Below are 14,489 nucleotides of genomic sequence, written 5' to 3'. Positions count from 1 at the left end.
TTACTACGATGCGTCAGAACGAGCGAAAAGCGCGGGATCTGTTGGCGAAAATCAAACGCCTATTGAATGAAGAACTGCCAGATACAGAGGATGCAGATTCGCCCGATCTTGGTCATGACGACGAGACACCCTCCTGCACTCCCAAATTCTTGCCAACTCGTCTGCTGGTCGCCGCAGCCGAGACTGCGGTTCGCATCAATCCGCTGAACTCCCCGTTGATCGGTCCCATGGCTGCGGCTGGTGCCACTTTCGCCGTCGACGATCCGCTGAAAATCGCTGTGGTAACCGCCAAGTACTGGGGGCCCGAAACGCGCCGCCTGACGGTGAGTTTCATGGAAGCGGCCAACAACGACGTGAAGAATAAGATTCTCAGCCATCTCAACGCCTGGTCAAAAACCTGTGGCATTTCGTTTGTCCTTACAGGCGGCGTCGGCCAAATTCGGATCTCGCGCGGCGGTGGTGGATTTTATTCGTACCTTGGCACCGACGTCCTTCACATTCCGCGCAATCGCCAGACGATGAATCTCGAAGGGTTCACCATGAACACCTCGGATTCGGAGTACAAGCGGGTCGTTCGTCACGAAGCAGGGCATACGCTTGGCTTTCCCCATGAGCATATGCGCGAAGCGCTGGTGCGGCGCATCGACCGGCACAAAGCCTTCGCCTATTTCGCACGGACCAGCGGCTGGGATCAGCAAACCGTCATCAATCAGGTTTTGACGCCGCTGGATGGGCGGACCATTTTGGGAACTCCTACCGACCAGGATTCCATCATGTGTTACCAATTGCCGGCGAGTATTACTGTCGATGGCAAGCCCATCCGCGGCGGCAACGACATCAACGCGACGGACTATGCCTTCGCGGGGCGGATCTATCCCAAGTCGGGTGCTGCAATTCCGCAGAGTGCCACGGGTTCATCGGATGCCAACTGGGGTGAAGAAGATTGGCCGGAAGGTGACGATCCGGATGTGTCGGTCTAGGCCCATGGCAGTTGGACCTGAAGATCTTTTCGCAGCCGACTCTAGCGTCGGCTGCTTCTGTACGGAGAGCACTCTCGCGAAGATGTGCAATCGTAGTCGAACAAAGAGCAGTGGCCCATGTCTGGTAAGAACGAGTTGAAGAGCAAAATCTCCCGTTCCGACCCGGTGCTGCCACCTGCTCATCGACGACTGCAGATTCTCGCGCTTGATCCCGCAGCTGACGAACATCTGGAAACGTCGCACATCAGTCGGGCTGTGATTCAAATTCCCTGGGAGGGACGGCCATGCTACTGCGACGATGCTGACGAACCGCAGCACGAGGATTCTTGTACGTTCGGTCAGCCTGTTCCTGAGCTTCTACCAGGTCCCTGTGGCGAGTATATCGAAGTCATTGACGTCGATCCTTCTAGCAACTGTGTCTACGACCCCGTCGATCTCAACGACCCTCTCTTGCTGGCCCGCGATGGACACGCCCCTTCGATCGGCAATCCGCAGTTCCATCAGCAAATGGTGTATGCGGTTGCCATGCGCACCATCGCCAACTTCGAGCGAGTCTTGGGGCGAGCGATTCTGTGGTCCGATCGAATTCAGGATGAGCAGGGAAGATATCTGCCGAGCGATCAGCGCTTCGTGCAACGCTTGCGAATCTATCCACACGCCTTGCGTGAAGAGAATGCCTATTACTCGCCAGTAAAGAAGGCCCTGCTGTTTGGCTACTTTAATGCCACGACCAACGATCCCCGCGATGAATTGCCCGGCGCTGTCATTTTTACTTGCCTATCGCACGATATAGTCGCGCACGAGGTGACCCATGCCATCATCGATGGCATGCATCGCCGCCTGATTGCTCCGAGCAACGGCGATATGCTGGCCTTTCACGAGGCGTTTGCCGATATCGTCGCGATCTTTCAACACTTCACGTTGCCTGGTCTGTTGCTCGACCAGATCAAACGCAGCCGAGGCGATCTTCGGCTCGATAATCTGCTTGCTCACCTGGCGTCGCAGTTTGCTCGGGCAACCGGTCGTGGCCAGGCACTGCGCAACGCCATCGGCAGAGTTGATGAAAAGGGTCGTCAGGTCCCGCCCGACCCGGCCGATATCAAACGGACGGTGGAGCCGCACGCGCGCGGTGCCATTCTGGTGGCCGCGGTTTTCGACGCGTTCTTGTCGATCTACGAGCATCGCGTGCGCGACCTGTATCGCATCGCGACGAACGGCACGGGTGTCTTGCCGGCTGGTGATATTCACCCCGATCTGGCCCAGAGGCTGGCCGAAGCAGCAGCGAACACCGCGCAGCGGGTGCTCGATATTTGCATTCGCACCCTAGATTACTTGCCACCGGTGGATGTTAACTTCGGCGACTTTTTGCGCGCCTTGATTACGGCCGATCTCGACTTTCACCCCGAAGATCCGCACCGGTATCGCCTGGCGTTTATCGATGGCTTTCGTCGCCGGGGCATTGTCCCCCGCGATGTGCGCGCCCTAGGCGAAGACAGCCTCCGCTGGAACCGCGTGGAATGCTCTTGCTGGAATGAAGTCCTGGAACGGTTTCTGCCGCCAGCGCCGGTCTTGCGCGCGATGGCGAGTATTTACGACTCGCCAAGTCAACTGGCTGATCTCAAAAACTGGCGTCTGCTGGATATTCAGCCAGGCTCGATGAGTTACGAACAGCTGCAACAACTGGCAATGGAAATGCTGCAAATCGGCAGTTTGCCAACGAACGAACGCCACCAGAGCGAGCCCACCACTCGCAGTTCCCGTCATCAGGCGGAGCGACTGTTCGCGCAGTTCTTCTGGTTTTGGATCATGAGCCAGGCGCGTTTGGAGTCTGCGGTTTCCCCAGAACATACTGCCCGGGTGAAAGAATGCTTGTCGCAGCAACTGGGGCTCGATCTCGAAGGGTTGCTGGCCGAACGAGATTCGCCCGGATATGCGCCCCTCGAAGTACATGCCGTGCGACCCACCGTGCGCAGACGAGCCGACGGTACGACTCGCATTGAACTTTTGGTCATGCTGACGCAAGGAAAAACAGTTTCGCTGCAACCCGAAGGGGACGATGAGTTGCCCGTAGAGGCCGACGGCCCGCCGCTGCGGTTCAAGATGCGCGGCGGCTGTACGCTGCTGATCGATCCCGATGCGAAACGAGTTTCCTACGCCATTTGCAAAGTTCTGCCAAGCGACGAGGTGATTCGGGCTCAAGCCTCGCCGCGACTCGAACGGCAACGAGAGTACATCCGGGGGCAGTTAGTCCACAACCGCCAACTGGCGCTCCATCGTTTTGCTTTGACGCCTTTCGCTCAACGACAGCAGTACTCCGCTGAGCCGTTCGCTCTCGTCCATCGGCACGATACCGACCACGCGGGATTTTAATGTGATGCCCAACGATTCGAGCAATTACCTGGATGATGCAGGGCGGTTGGTCGTTCCGCCCGGCAAGATTGTCGTTCGGATGTACCGGCAAGGGCTGGGAGACTGCTTTCTGCTCTGCTTCGGCGGTGAGAAATCAAAGTTTGTCCTCATTGACTGTGGGGTCCACGCGCGACAAACAGACGGCCGAGACAGGCTGCAGACGGTACTGGCAAATATTTTTGAGGTGACCGGGGGTGAACTCGATGTGGTCGTGGCCACTCATGAACACGCCGACCATCTTTCTGGAGTTGTGCAGAAGAACAGTCCTTTCCTGCGGCGCGCGTTCACCATTCAGCAGCTATGGCTGGCGTGGACAGAGCAACCTGGCGATCAGCTGGCCGACAAACTGCGCGAGCGCCGCGCCACTGCCCGAAAGATTGTCGAGCGCGCCGCAGAAACCGCCACGCATACTGCGGCAGCCGCACCCTCAGGATTGGGAGTGGAATTGACAGCGCTCTCTCACCAGTTGCAGGCAGCCTCCGACTTCGAACAGGAGCCTGACGGAATCGACCGCGAAGCAGCCTACCGCTTGATTCGCGAAGTAGAGAGCCAAAGCAATCGGAGCCAAACCCGGGACTTAAGTAGATTCCAAGCCAATCGCCGATCAATTCCGGCTGACGAGGCAGTGCTTGGTGCCGGTGCTGCTGAACAAGACCGGCCAACGTCGAATGAACTGGCGATCGGAGTTTTGCTGGCTCAGGCGAGGCAAGTGAAGTATTGTCGCCCGGGAGATTTGCTAAAGGTCAATGACATCGAGAATGTACGCGTGCATGTTCTGGGGCCACCGCACGACGAAGCCAAATTGAAGAAGGATCTGCCGAGTCTCGTGCGAGGAGAAACAGGCTCCGACCGATTCAAAGAAACGTATCTCTCGAGTGCGTCGCAGAGCCTTTCATTTGGCCTCAGCCCGGCCTTGGGCGAGGGTCTCGTCAGCCGCAATCAGTATCCAGACGATCTGCGCAATCCATTCGATTTCCCGCGCCGGCGACATTTGGAGTTTAACTTTCCCGAAGATGAACAGTTTGACAAGATGCCTGCTGCGACACGGCGAATGCTTGATCAAAGCTACTTTGAGGCGCGTGCCAGTTGGCGAAGAATCGATTCCGATTGGCTGGCTGCCTCCGCGCACTTGGCCCTCAACTTGGACAGCGATACCAACAACACGAGCCTGGTGCTGGCGTTCGAGTGGGAAAATCGCGTGCTGCTCTTTGTCGGTGATGCTCAAGCGGGCAATTGGCTCTCGTGGCGAGATCAGAAATATCGTGACGCAGCGGGCAACGCGACGATCTCGATCGACGACCTACTGGAACGAACCGTCCTCTACAAAGTGGGACATCACGGCAGCCAGAATGCAACTTTGAAGCGAGATCCGCACACAGCGACGAAGGAATTCCCGCTGGGAACTCCCTATGGTTTGGAGATAATGCGGAACATCATCGCTATGATCCCCGTCGATCGACAAGCGGCGGAAAAGTCCATGCCCAGCCCGTGGGAAATGCCTTATCAACCACTGTATGAACAGTTGCGCGAACGGGCGCAACGTCGTGTGTTACGATCCGATGCCGTCCCGAATGTGCGACCACTTCCCGAAGATGCTGCTCCGGATATCGCGCCCGAGTCGATCGAATTCGAGCCTGTGCCCGATTTGCCGGGTGCGCAGTGGCGACGCTCGGAACAGGTCCTCTCCAGCGACGACGATCCCCTGTTCTACGAAATCATTTTTTCCTAACTACGCTCACATATTCGTCGCGTCATCGCCGCTGGGGCCACCAACAAGTTGATCGAGGGCGGCAGTGATGACCGGAGCAAATTCCTGCGACTTTGCGTAGACGCGGCAGAGTCGATGGCTGATGGGCAGTCGGCGATAGAGTTCCTCGGCAACCAGCGGCCGCACGACGCGCCGCGCGGAATCATAAAGAAAGTTCTGGCCGGGCACTGGCCCGCTGGTGTTTGGCCGCAAGATCGTGCGGGCGATATCAATTCGCAGCGGAATGTCTTGAATTTCCGCCGGCAACAATTGCCGGAGCTTACGTTCGACCAGGTCGCTATCGCTGAAGATGCTGGCTTGCTCGGCATCGTTCGGAGCATAGACTTGGCTCCGCTGGCAAACCATCTGCCATTCGATCTTACGGGCGAGCAGCGCTCGCCAGCGCAGTCCCAAATCGGCCAGTTGCGGATTCGGCGACTTGGCCCAGCGTTGCACGTCGGCCCAGAGAGTCGACTCGGTGAAGTACAAGTAATCATCGAGGTAATCGAGCGGGTTCCCGGGAAATAGCCACTGCTTGCTTTCGTTGAACAGATCGCGGAGCGAGAAGTCGATGGCCCGCACCGTGCGGTGATAGTAGATGTTGCGAAACAACTCGGCGCGCACGGTGACGAACCTTACCAGCGCATCGCTGCCCCGATCGTGAATCGTCAGACCACGCTCGCTGAAGAATGTGTAGTGCAACAAGCGATCAAGATCGAACGCCTGCTTGCTATAGCCGCTGAGGGCTGCATCTCGCAGCACGAAATCCATGTTGTCGATGGTGTAGATTCCGCTCAGCAGGCCGCGCAAGAACACCAGCCATTTGGGTCGTTCGATGCCATCGTGCTGAGCCTTGGGACGTTGAATCAACCAGGCAATGTGCGCAGGATCGATCTGCTCGTCCGCGGCCAGCTCTGAATGAGGATTGCGGCGAATACCGCGAATCAGGTCTCCCAGTTCGCGTTCGATAATCGCAGCGCCGAGAGATTCATGCGTCAGCCCGTGTGCTTTGAGAAAATGCTCGTCAAAAAAATGTCCAAACGGACCATGCCCCACGTCGTGTAACAGCCCCGCCAGTCGCAGCGTGCATTCGACCAGTCCGCGGCTCGGCGTATCGGCACACGACGTCTTCAGGCTGTCGTACATATGCTCGATGGCGCGGCTACCCAGATGCATCGCACCGAGCACATGCGGGAAACGCGTATGCTCGGCGGCCGGAAAAACCCACCAAGCCGTTTGCAACTGGTGAATTTGCCTCATCCGCTGCAGCCAAGGATGGTCGATGATCTGCCGCTCGGCCACTTCACCCGGTGGCAGATCGGTTCCCGAAACGAACGGCAGGTAGCCGTGAATGGGATCGTAGGTCAAATTCTCGCGCTGGATGCTTCTCATGGTCGCGATTATTGGCCGCAGCGTTGCCTTTTGCCCAGGGGGCAAGTGCGGCGAACCGCCGTTGGCCAGAGTGGCCGGCCGCGCTAGAATAGGGCTGCCATGACGGCAACATTGCCCGCCACAGAGAAAGCTGCCGAGAACCTTCGCCAGCTACCCGATTCGCTTCTGCGTTATGAAGGCTTCGCCGCCGCGACGGCAGCGTTGGCATCCGGCCAACCTGCCACGTTCGATGGAGTCTGGGGCTCAAGCTGCGCGCTGCTGGCGGCCGCGCTCGCCAAGGCCGGCCACCGACCGCTGCTGGTAGTTACCGCCCACGAGCGTGAAGCCGACGATCTGGTGGCCGACTTGCCGCTGTTTGGTGTGGTCGAGGCCATCAGTTTTCCCGCTTGGGATACGTTGCCCGAAGAACGCGGCATCCGCGACGAAACCTACGGCGAGCGCGTTCGGCTACTCAAGCGACTGGCCCTTGTTGGAGCTAGCGGTTCGCCCGTCATTGTCGCAAGCATTGCTGGACTCATGCAGCCGGTGCCCAGTGCCGAGCAATTGAAGACGGGAACGCGCACGATTCGCCGGGGCGAGCGGCTCGATATCGACGCGCTCCTGCGCTGGTTCGTCGAAAGCGGCTTTCACGCGACGAGCGCCGTCGAGTTGCCGGGCGAATTCTCGCATCGCGGCGGCATCCTCGATATCTTCGCCCCGGATTGGCTGGAGCCGGTCCGCTTGGAACTGTTCGACGACGAAATCGAATCACTCCGTTCGTTCGATGTCGCCACGCAGCGCAGCTTGGAGATTCTCGACCAGATCGAAGTCACCGTGCTATCGCCACAGGACAAGGTGACCGCTCACTTCGCCGACTTTTTGCCGGCGAATGCTTGGGCGATGCTGATCGAGCCGCAGCAGCTGGCTGACGAGGGGAAGAACATCCTGCAGCGGACCGAGCAGCCGGAAGAGTTCCATTCCGTCACGGCCGTTCTGGGCAGCTGCAGCCGCCTGGGAGTGGCTACCGCCGCGCATCTATCGGCCGGCACGTACGGCGCGAATTGTCACTTGCCCATCGAGTCGGTCGAGCGCTTTAGCGGCGATCTGCAGCGCGTGCGTGATGAACTCGATCATTCGGCCGTCGATCACAGTGTGTATTTGATCGTCGCGACCGACGCCGAGACCGAACGCCTGCGTGAGTTGCTGCGCGATACGAAACTGATGACGACCGGCCGGCTCCATTTCGTCATTGGCAGCCTGCGAGAAGGCTTTCGCCTGCCGCGCGATCAGATGTTGATCATCACCGGCGGCGAGCTGTTTCACCGCGGTGAATTGCGACGAATTCCGCGCAGACACCTCGGCAAAGCGATCGACAGCTTTCTCGATTTGCGTGATGGCGATCTGGTTGTGCATTTGGCGCACGGCATCGGCCGCTATCGCGGGCTGAAGCAAATCAGCAAGCAGGGGCAAGCTGAAGAGCACTTAGAACTGGAGTTCGACGGCGGCACGCGAATCTACGTGCCCGCGATCAAAATCGATCTCGTCCAAAAGTATGTCGGCGGCACGAAGACCCGGCCTACGCTGGCCAAGATTGGTGGCAAAACGTGGATCAAGCAGAAAGAGGCAGCTGAGAGTGCCGTCCGCGACTTGGCTGTCGAGATGCTCGAAGTGCAAGCGATGCGCAGCAGTCGCCCGGGCATTGCATTCACCGCCGATAGCGAATGGCAACGCGAATTCGATGCATCGTTCCCGTACAGCGAAACGGTCGATCAACTTTCCGCGATCCGCGCAATCAAGTCCGACATGGTGAAGCCTCGCCCCATGGATCGCCTCCTCTGCGGCGACGTCGGCTTTGGAAAGACGGAAGTTGCCATGCGGGCCGCCTTCAAGGCCGTCGACAACGGTTACCAGGTGGCGGTGCTGGTACCGACCACCATTCTCTGTGAGCAGCACTACAACAGTTTTTGCGAGCGGATGGTGGAGTTTCCTTTTGATATCGGCAAGCTCAGCCGCTTCAGCACGCCCCAACAAACGCGCGAGACAGTCGCGGGGATTAAGTCGGGCAAAGTCGATATTGTGATCGGCACCCATCGCATCGCATCGCAAGATATTGAGTTTCATAACCTGGGGCTCGTGGTCATCGACGAAGAGCAGCGCTTCGGCGTCGACGTGAAGGAACGCCTCAAGCTGTTGCGGGCGACCGTCGATGTGCTTACCCTCTCTGCCACGCCCATTCCGCGGACATTGCACATGTCACTCGTGGGTGTGCGGGATATCTCGAATCTCGAATCGCCACCCGAAGATCGCGTCGCGGTCGAGACGCGCGTGACGCGCTGGGATAACGATCTCATTCGGCATGCGATTCAGCGAGAACTTGGCCGCGAAGGTCAGATTTATTTCGTACACAATCGAGTGAACGACATCGAGCAAGTCGCCAAACGAATCAATACGCTGGTGCCGGAAGCGCGCGTGCGAGTGGGCCACGCCCAGATGGCTGACGATGAGCTCGAGCAAGTGATGATCGACTTCGTGGCTCACAAGTTCGATATTCTCGTGGCGACGACCATCGTCGAGAGCGGGCTTGATATCCCCAACGCGAACACAATTTTCATCGACGAAGCCGATCGCTACGGTCTGGCCGACTTGCACCAGCTGCGCGGCCGCGTTGGTCGCTACAAACACCGTGCCTACTGTTACTTGCTCACCGATCCCAATCGCCATCTCACGCCCAATGCCTCGCGCCGCTTGCGAGCGATCGAAGAGTTCAGCGAAATGGGCGCAGGGTTCGCGATCTCGATGCGCGATCTCGAAATTCGTGGTGCCGGCAATTTGTTAGGCACTCAACAGAGCGGGCACATCGCCACGGTCGGCTACGAGTTGTATTGCCAGCTGCTTGAGAACGCGGTGCGAGCTCTGCAGAATTCCACGCCGCGGCTCAAGTTGGACGTCGATATCAGCTTGCCGGGCGAAGCACTGCTGCCTGACGACTACATTCCCGATATGCGGATGAAGATCGATCTGTATCGTCGCCTGACACGCATCCATGCGTTTCAGGAACTCGACGACATGCGCGCAGAAATGATCGACCGCTTTGGCCCGATTCCTAAGCAGGTCGAACGGCTGCTGGCACACGTCGAACTGAAAATGGATGCAGCTCTGTGGTTCGTCTCCGCGATTTTTCGCGAGGAAAAGTTCGTCGTCTTCCAGTACCGAGATCGCGGGCGGATGGAACAGCTAGCTCGTCAAAACCCCGGGAAAGTACGAATCGTGGACGACAAATCGTCGTATCTGCCGCTGCCCGCAAAGGTTACCGAACCGGACCAGATATTTGCTTGGGTGAAATCGGTGTTGCGACCGATCAAGTGAACTGCTAATAGTTGCCAGCCCGTTAGTTGGTCTCGCCAATGCTGCGCCATGAAGGCGTGGCTGGCGAACCCGTCCATTCACATTTGCCAGGGAAGGCGCCGGCGTGAAATTGCAGCAGCTCCTGCACACGATGCTGATAGTCACGCTCTGCGTGAACTCTGCTTCTGCCTGGCAAGTTCCCGCTGGCGCGGATCCGTACGCCCAGCCTGCAGCGCCCGGCACGAACAATGGCTTCCGCTTCTCGGCCGATCCGAATGCGCAGCCTCCTGCTGCTGCTCCGCCGATGCAGCAGCCCGTCAATCGCTATCAGCCATTTCAGCAACCTGCGCCGAATCAACCCTTCGTCCAGCCGCCGCCGACATTTCCCGCTCAGCAATCGAATTATCAACAGCCACCACAAGTGGCCCCGCCCGCCAATCCGGCTCCCAGCAAACCCGGTGCAATCGCGGCTGCCGTTCCTGGTTACGATCCAACCCAAAGCTCGCCCAACGCGGCGCAGCTGGCTGGATCGGCGCTTTATCAGCCCAGCCAGATTGTGGCGACAGTTGGCAACCAGTACATCCTGTATGGCGATGTTGCCCCGACCGTCGATCAGATGCTCGATCCGGTAATGAAGAAGATTACCACCGACGCGGAACGGAAAGAAATCGAAGCGATTCGTCCTCGTTTGACTCAGCAAGTCGTCAAGCAGATGGTCGAAAGCAAGATTCTCTACCTCGGCTTCGAACGCGAGATCGAAGCCAAGGCGGGCCGCGACAAGATGGACGAAATTCGCGTCAGCATCACCAAAAAGATGCGCGAAGATTTCGAAAAAGAGCTGCTCGCGATGCGTGAGAAGGTGCTCGAAGCCAAGACTCCGGAAGAACTGCAAGAAATCGCTAAGCGTGATCCTGTCTTGCCGCGACTCGCGATCTTGATGAAAGAAAATCAGATCGAGACCCTCGCCGACCTCGACCAGGTCCTGCGGCGCTATGGTTCGTCGCTCGATAAGCAACAGCGGTCGTTTGCCGACTACAAACTGGGACGCACCAATCTCTTCGAGAAGATCAAGATCAAGTCCGAGATCTCGCATCTCGAAATGCTGAACTACTATCGCGACCACGCTGATGACTTTGCCGTGAAGGCCCGGGCGAAGTTCGAAATCATCACCGTCAAGTACGATAGCTTTCCCAACAAGCAAGCCGCGTATGCAGCCATCGCTCAGATGGGAAACGAAATCTACTACGGCACTCCGTTCGCCGCGGTTGCTCGCAAGGGTTCGCAAGAACCGAATGCCGCGAAAGGCGGAGCCTACGACTGGACCAACGAAAAGAGTCTTGCTTCGGAAGTGGTTGACCAGGCGATCTTCTCGCTCGAACAGAATGCTCTCAGCCAGATTTTGGCGGACGAAAAGGCCTATCACATTGTCCGCGTGACCGAGCGTCAACAAGCTGGCTTCATTCCATTCACCGATGCCCAGGTGAAGATCAAGGAATTGATCACGCAGCAGCGGCGTGAAGTGGCCTACAAAGAATGCCTGGACGAACTTCGCAAGAAGACGGTCGTTTGGACCATCTATGGCGAAGAGGCCGCCGCAGCAGTTGCTGCCCAGCCGCAGAACCGCAACGGCACACAGCAGCGGTAACGCCGACAGTCGTTAGACGTACCACAGGTTCCACACGACGACCGCGCCAAAGTTCCCGGCAATCACGGCAAAGATGATTCCCGCTGCCCACACATCCAGGGCGATCCTCCGCCGCATTTGATGCTGCCCCACGAACTCCACCAGTAGCATCAATCCCAAGATCGCTGCCGGCGCGAGGACCATTTCTACAAACTCGGGCTGTGTGGAGCGATTGTCGACAAGCATGCCTAGCGGAGCCGCAATCGCCGCGAGAGCCACGCTGGTCCAAATCCGTTGCTGCCAATGGCGTGGTTGGATACTGCCAGCCACCGCCCCCGTGATTCCAGCGACGCAGACCCAAAACAGTTGCTGCGCGAGTGAGATTCGATCGGCCGACAGGACACAGCAGAGAGCGATCGCATTGCCCACCAGGGCCCAAGTAACCGCTTCAACAAGTCGACCGCGGGCCCAGCCGACGAGCATGCCGGCGACGATTGCCACCGAACAGCCGACAATGGCCGGTAGCAAACCATGGCTCCCGAACACTCGCACATAAGCGAGGACCATGCTGACCGTGAGCATGGTCGAAAGCATCGACCGAAGACTGAATTGCGACGTCGTGGGCTGCATGAGAGAACCCTCGCGAAATTGGTTGCGACCTCGGTTGGCTTCATTCTATAGTCGGGGCAGTGCAAATTCGAATCGAAGATGAAAGGATTTTTCCATGTCTCTTCGCATCCTGTGCTTCATCGCCTTCTGCTCGCTGTTGCTCTGCTCCGGAATTGCCCTGAATGCCGCAGCGGAAGAAGGTTTTCAGCCGCTGCTGGATGGCAAGTCGCTCGCCGGCTGGAAAGTGAAAAGCGAACAGGATCTGCCTCCCGAGGAGTGGACAGTGAAGGATGGCATCCTCACGGCCAGGGCGGGCAACTCCTGGCTGGCGACCGAAAAGGAGTACGGCGACTACATCCTCAAGCTCGACTGGCGAGTTCCCGAGAACGGCAACAGTGGCATCTTCATTCGCGTGCCAGAACTGAAAGCCGGTGAGCAGCCCTGGGTGAAGGGAATCGAGATTCAAGTACTCGACGATCGCGGTCCGGTCTACGCCGGCAAGCTCAAGCCCTGGCAATACAGCGGTTCGCTCTATGGAGCCGTCCCTGCCGACCAGAGTGCTTTTGCCGGAGCCGGCCAGTGGAACAGTTACGAAATTACCTGCCGCGGCGACCTCATCACCGTTGAACTCAACGGTAAACAAATCACGGCGGGGGACATGTCCAAAATCGCGGAGCTGAAAGATCGTCCGCGCAAGGGAATTATCGGCCTGCAGAACCATGGCACCGATGTCGAGTACCGTAATCTGAGTATCAAAGAGCTGAAGTAGCTGTTCGAACTACCAGCCTAGCCAGCTGGGGAGCTTGCCGGCCGAAGGCATCGGAATGACGCGAGCACTGGTAATGCTCGGGTGAGCAAGCACTTCGTCGATGGCGACCTTCGGCGGCACCGTATCGAGATTAAGCACACCCACAGCGCTGCCGCCGGGAACAGCGCGGCCGACGGTCATCTGGCCGATGTTCACGTTGTGCTTACCAAAGATGGTACCAACAGCACCGATGATGCCCGGCACGTCGTTGTGCGTGAAGACAAACAGGTTGCCGTCGATGTAGGCTTCGAGACGCGAGTCGTCGAGGCGCACGAGCCGCGGCATGTTGTTGCCAAAGAGTGTTCCCGAAGCAACGTGCGTCTTGTCGTCCGTTTTTACTTCGATCGACATCGACGAGCTGAAGGCGCCCATGTCGGAGCGTGATTCTTCGGTCAACTGGATGCCCCGCTCACGCAGCAGCACTTCGGCATTGACGATGTTGACTTCTTCGATGGCCTTCTCGAGCAAGCCGGCACAGAACGCAGCGGTGAGCAGCTTGGTGTTCCGTTTGGTCACTTCGCCGCGATAAGTAATGTGACAGGCATTCAGGCCCGAGGGTTGCCATTCGGCCATCAGCAGGCCTAAACGCCAGGCAAGATCGAGGTATCCCTTCATGGCCTGCAACGTGGCGGGGTCGACCGAGGCCATGTTGACGGCATGGCGAACTTCGCCAGTCGAGAAGTAGTTAATGAGCAGCTGCACCGCTTCCAGTGCCACTTGTTGCTGGGCCTCTTCGGTGCTCGCACCAAGGTGCGGAGTGCAAAGGACATTCGGCATCTTCAGCAGCGGGCTGGTGGTATTCGGTTCTTCGCAGAAGACGTCGAGGGCCACGCCGCCGATCTTGCCGCTCTTGAGGCCTTCGACGAGGGCCGCTTCGTTGTAGATGCCGCCGCGAGCGCAGTTGATGAGTCGTACGCCGGGCTTCAGCTTATCGAGAGCCGCCATGTCGATCAGGTCGGTGGTCTCCGGTGTGAGGGGCGTATGCACGGTGAGGTAGTCGACGTGCGGCAGCATGTCAGCGACTTTTTCGACCCGTTGAATGCCAAGCTTTTGAGCCTGCTCGTTCGACAGGAACGGGTCGTAACCCATGACCTTCATTTGAAAGGCAATCGCGCGTTTGGCTACTTCTTGACCGATACGACCGAGGCCGACAATGCCGAGGGTCTTATCGGCAACTTGCGAACCCATGTAAGTCTTGCGGTCCCACTTGCCGCCGCACAGTGTCATGTACGCTTCGGCCACGCGGCGCGAGAGAGCCAGCATCAGCGTGAATGTATGTTCGGCGGTGCTGAGGGTGTTGCCGGTTGGCGTGTTCATCACCACGATGCCCAGGCGCGTGGCAACATTCTTGTCGATGTTGTCGGTCCCGACGCCGGCTCGGGCGATGGCCTTCAGCCGCTTGTTGTTGTCGAGCACCTCGGCGTTGAGCGTGACACCGCTGCGGCAGATCGCGCCGTCAAATTCGGTCAGGGCATTCTTCAGGGCTTCGCCCTTCAGTCCGGTGCGAACTTCGAACTCGATGCCCGGCGCAGCCGCCAGCATGTCGAGACCTTCTTGAGCGATCGGATCGAGAACGATGATACGGGCCATGGGATT

The 14,489-nt window shown here is 58.3% G+C and carries 9 protein-coding genes; 6 read left to right on the top strand and 3 right to left on the bottom strand.

The features are described 5' to 3' along the window. Positions 1 to 8 precede the first annotated feature (8 nt). The 3 genes from NA78x_RS18150 to NA78x_RS18140 all read left to right on the top strand — a co-directional run bounded on the left by NA78x_RS18150 (position 9) and on the right by NA78x_RS18140 (position 5,118). Positions 9 to 980 carry a M12 family metallopeptidase gene (locus tag NA78x_RS18150; protein WP_425613787.1) on the top strand — a complete coding sequence of 324 codons (972 nt, stop codon included), beginning with the start codon at positions 9 to 11 and terminating at the stop codon, positions 978 to 980. 117 nt (positions 981 to 1,097) lie between these two features. Then, positions 1,098 to 3,350 carry a hypothetical protein gene (locus tag NA78x_RS18145; RefSeq protein WP_425613786.1) on the top strand — a complete coding sequence of 751 codons (2,253 nt, stop codon included), beginning with the start codon at positions 1,098 to 1,100 and terminating at the stop codon, positions 3,348 to 3,350. A 4-nt stretch (positions 3,351 to 3,354) separates the two neighbouring features. Next, entirely contained in the window at positions 3,355 to 5,118 is a 1,764-nt protein-coding gene (locus tag NA78x_RS18140) for an MBL fold metallo-hydrolase (RefSeq protein WP_425613785.1), read from the top strand. Between the two features lie 6 nt (positions 5,119 to 5,124). Here NA78x_RS18140 and NA78x_RS18135 read toward each other — a convergent pair whose 3' ends face one another. Next, a complete protein-coding gene (locus NA78x_RS18135) occupies positions 5,125 to 6,528 on the bottom strand; it encodes an HD domain-containing protein (protein ID WP_425613784.1) in 1,404 nt (467 codons plus the stop codon). A 99-nt stretch (positions 6,529 to 6,627) separates the two neighbouring features. Here NA78x_RS18135 and mfd point away from each other — a divergent pair, with 99 nt between their 5' ends. Further along, complete coding sequence (gene mfd / locus NA78x_RS18130; RefSeq protein ID WP_425613783.1) at positions 6,628 to 9,873, top strand: transcription-repair coupling factor; 3,246 nt, start codon at positions 6,628 to 6,630, stop codon at positions 9,871 to 9,873. Positions 9,874 to 9,976: 103 nt separating this feature from the next. Further along, complete coding sequence (locus NA78x_RS18125; RefSeq protein WP_425613782.1) at positions 9,977 to 11,497, top strand: peptidylprolyl isomerase; 1,521 nt, start codon at positions 9,977 to 9,979, stop codon at positions 11,495 to 11,497. Between the two features lie 12 nt (positions 11,498 to 11,509). Here NA78x_RS18125 and NA78x_RS18120 read toward each other — a convergent pair whose 3' ends face one another. Further along, positions 11,510 to 12,106 carry a hypothetical protein gene (locus tag NA78x_RS18120; RefSeq protein ID WP_425613781.1) on the bottom strand — a complete coding sequence of 199 codons (597 nt, stop codon included), beginning with the start codon at positions 12,104 to 12,106 and terminating at the stop codon, positions 11,510 to 11,512. Positions 12,107 to 12,200: 94 nt separating this feature from the next. Here NA78x_RS18120 and NA78x_RS18115 point away from each other — a divergent pair, with 94 nt between their 5' ends. Further along, positions 12,201 to 12,854 carry a 3-keto-disaccharide hydrolase gene (locus tag NA78x_RS18115; RefSeq protein ID WP_425613780.1) on the top strand — a complete coding sequence of 218 codons (654 nt, stop codon included), beginning with the start codon at positions 12,201 to 12,203 and terminating at the stop codon, positions 12,852 to 12,854. A 9-nt stretch (positions 12,855 to 12,863) separates the two neighbouring features. On the opposite strand, the gene serA is transcribed toward NA78x_RS18115, so the two are convergent. Then, complete coding sequence (gene serA / locus NA78x_RS18110) at positions 12,864 to 14,483, bottom strand: phosphoglycerate dehydrogenase (protein ID WP_425613779.1); 1,620 nt, start codon at positions 14,481 to 14,483, stop codon at positions 12,864 to 12,866. Between the last annotated feature and the right edge of the window lie 6 nt (positions 14,484 to 14,489).

This window comes from Anatilimnocola aquadivae, from assembly GCF_049819085.1.
Classification (GTDB): Bacteria; Planctomycetota; Planctomycetia; order Pirellulales; family Pirellulaceae; genus Anatilimnocola.
This window is presented reverse-complemented; position numbering and strand designations above follow the sequence as displayed.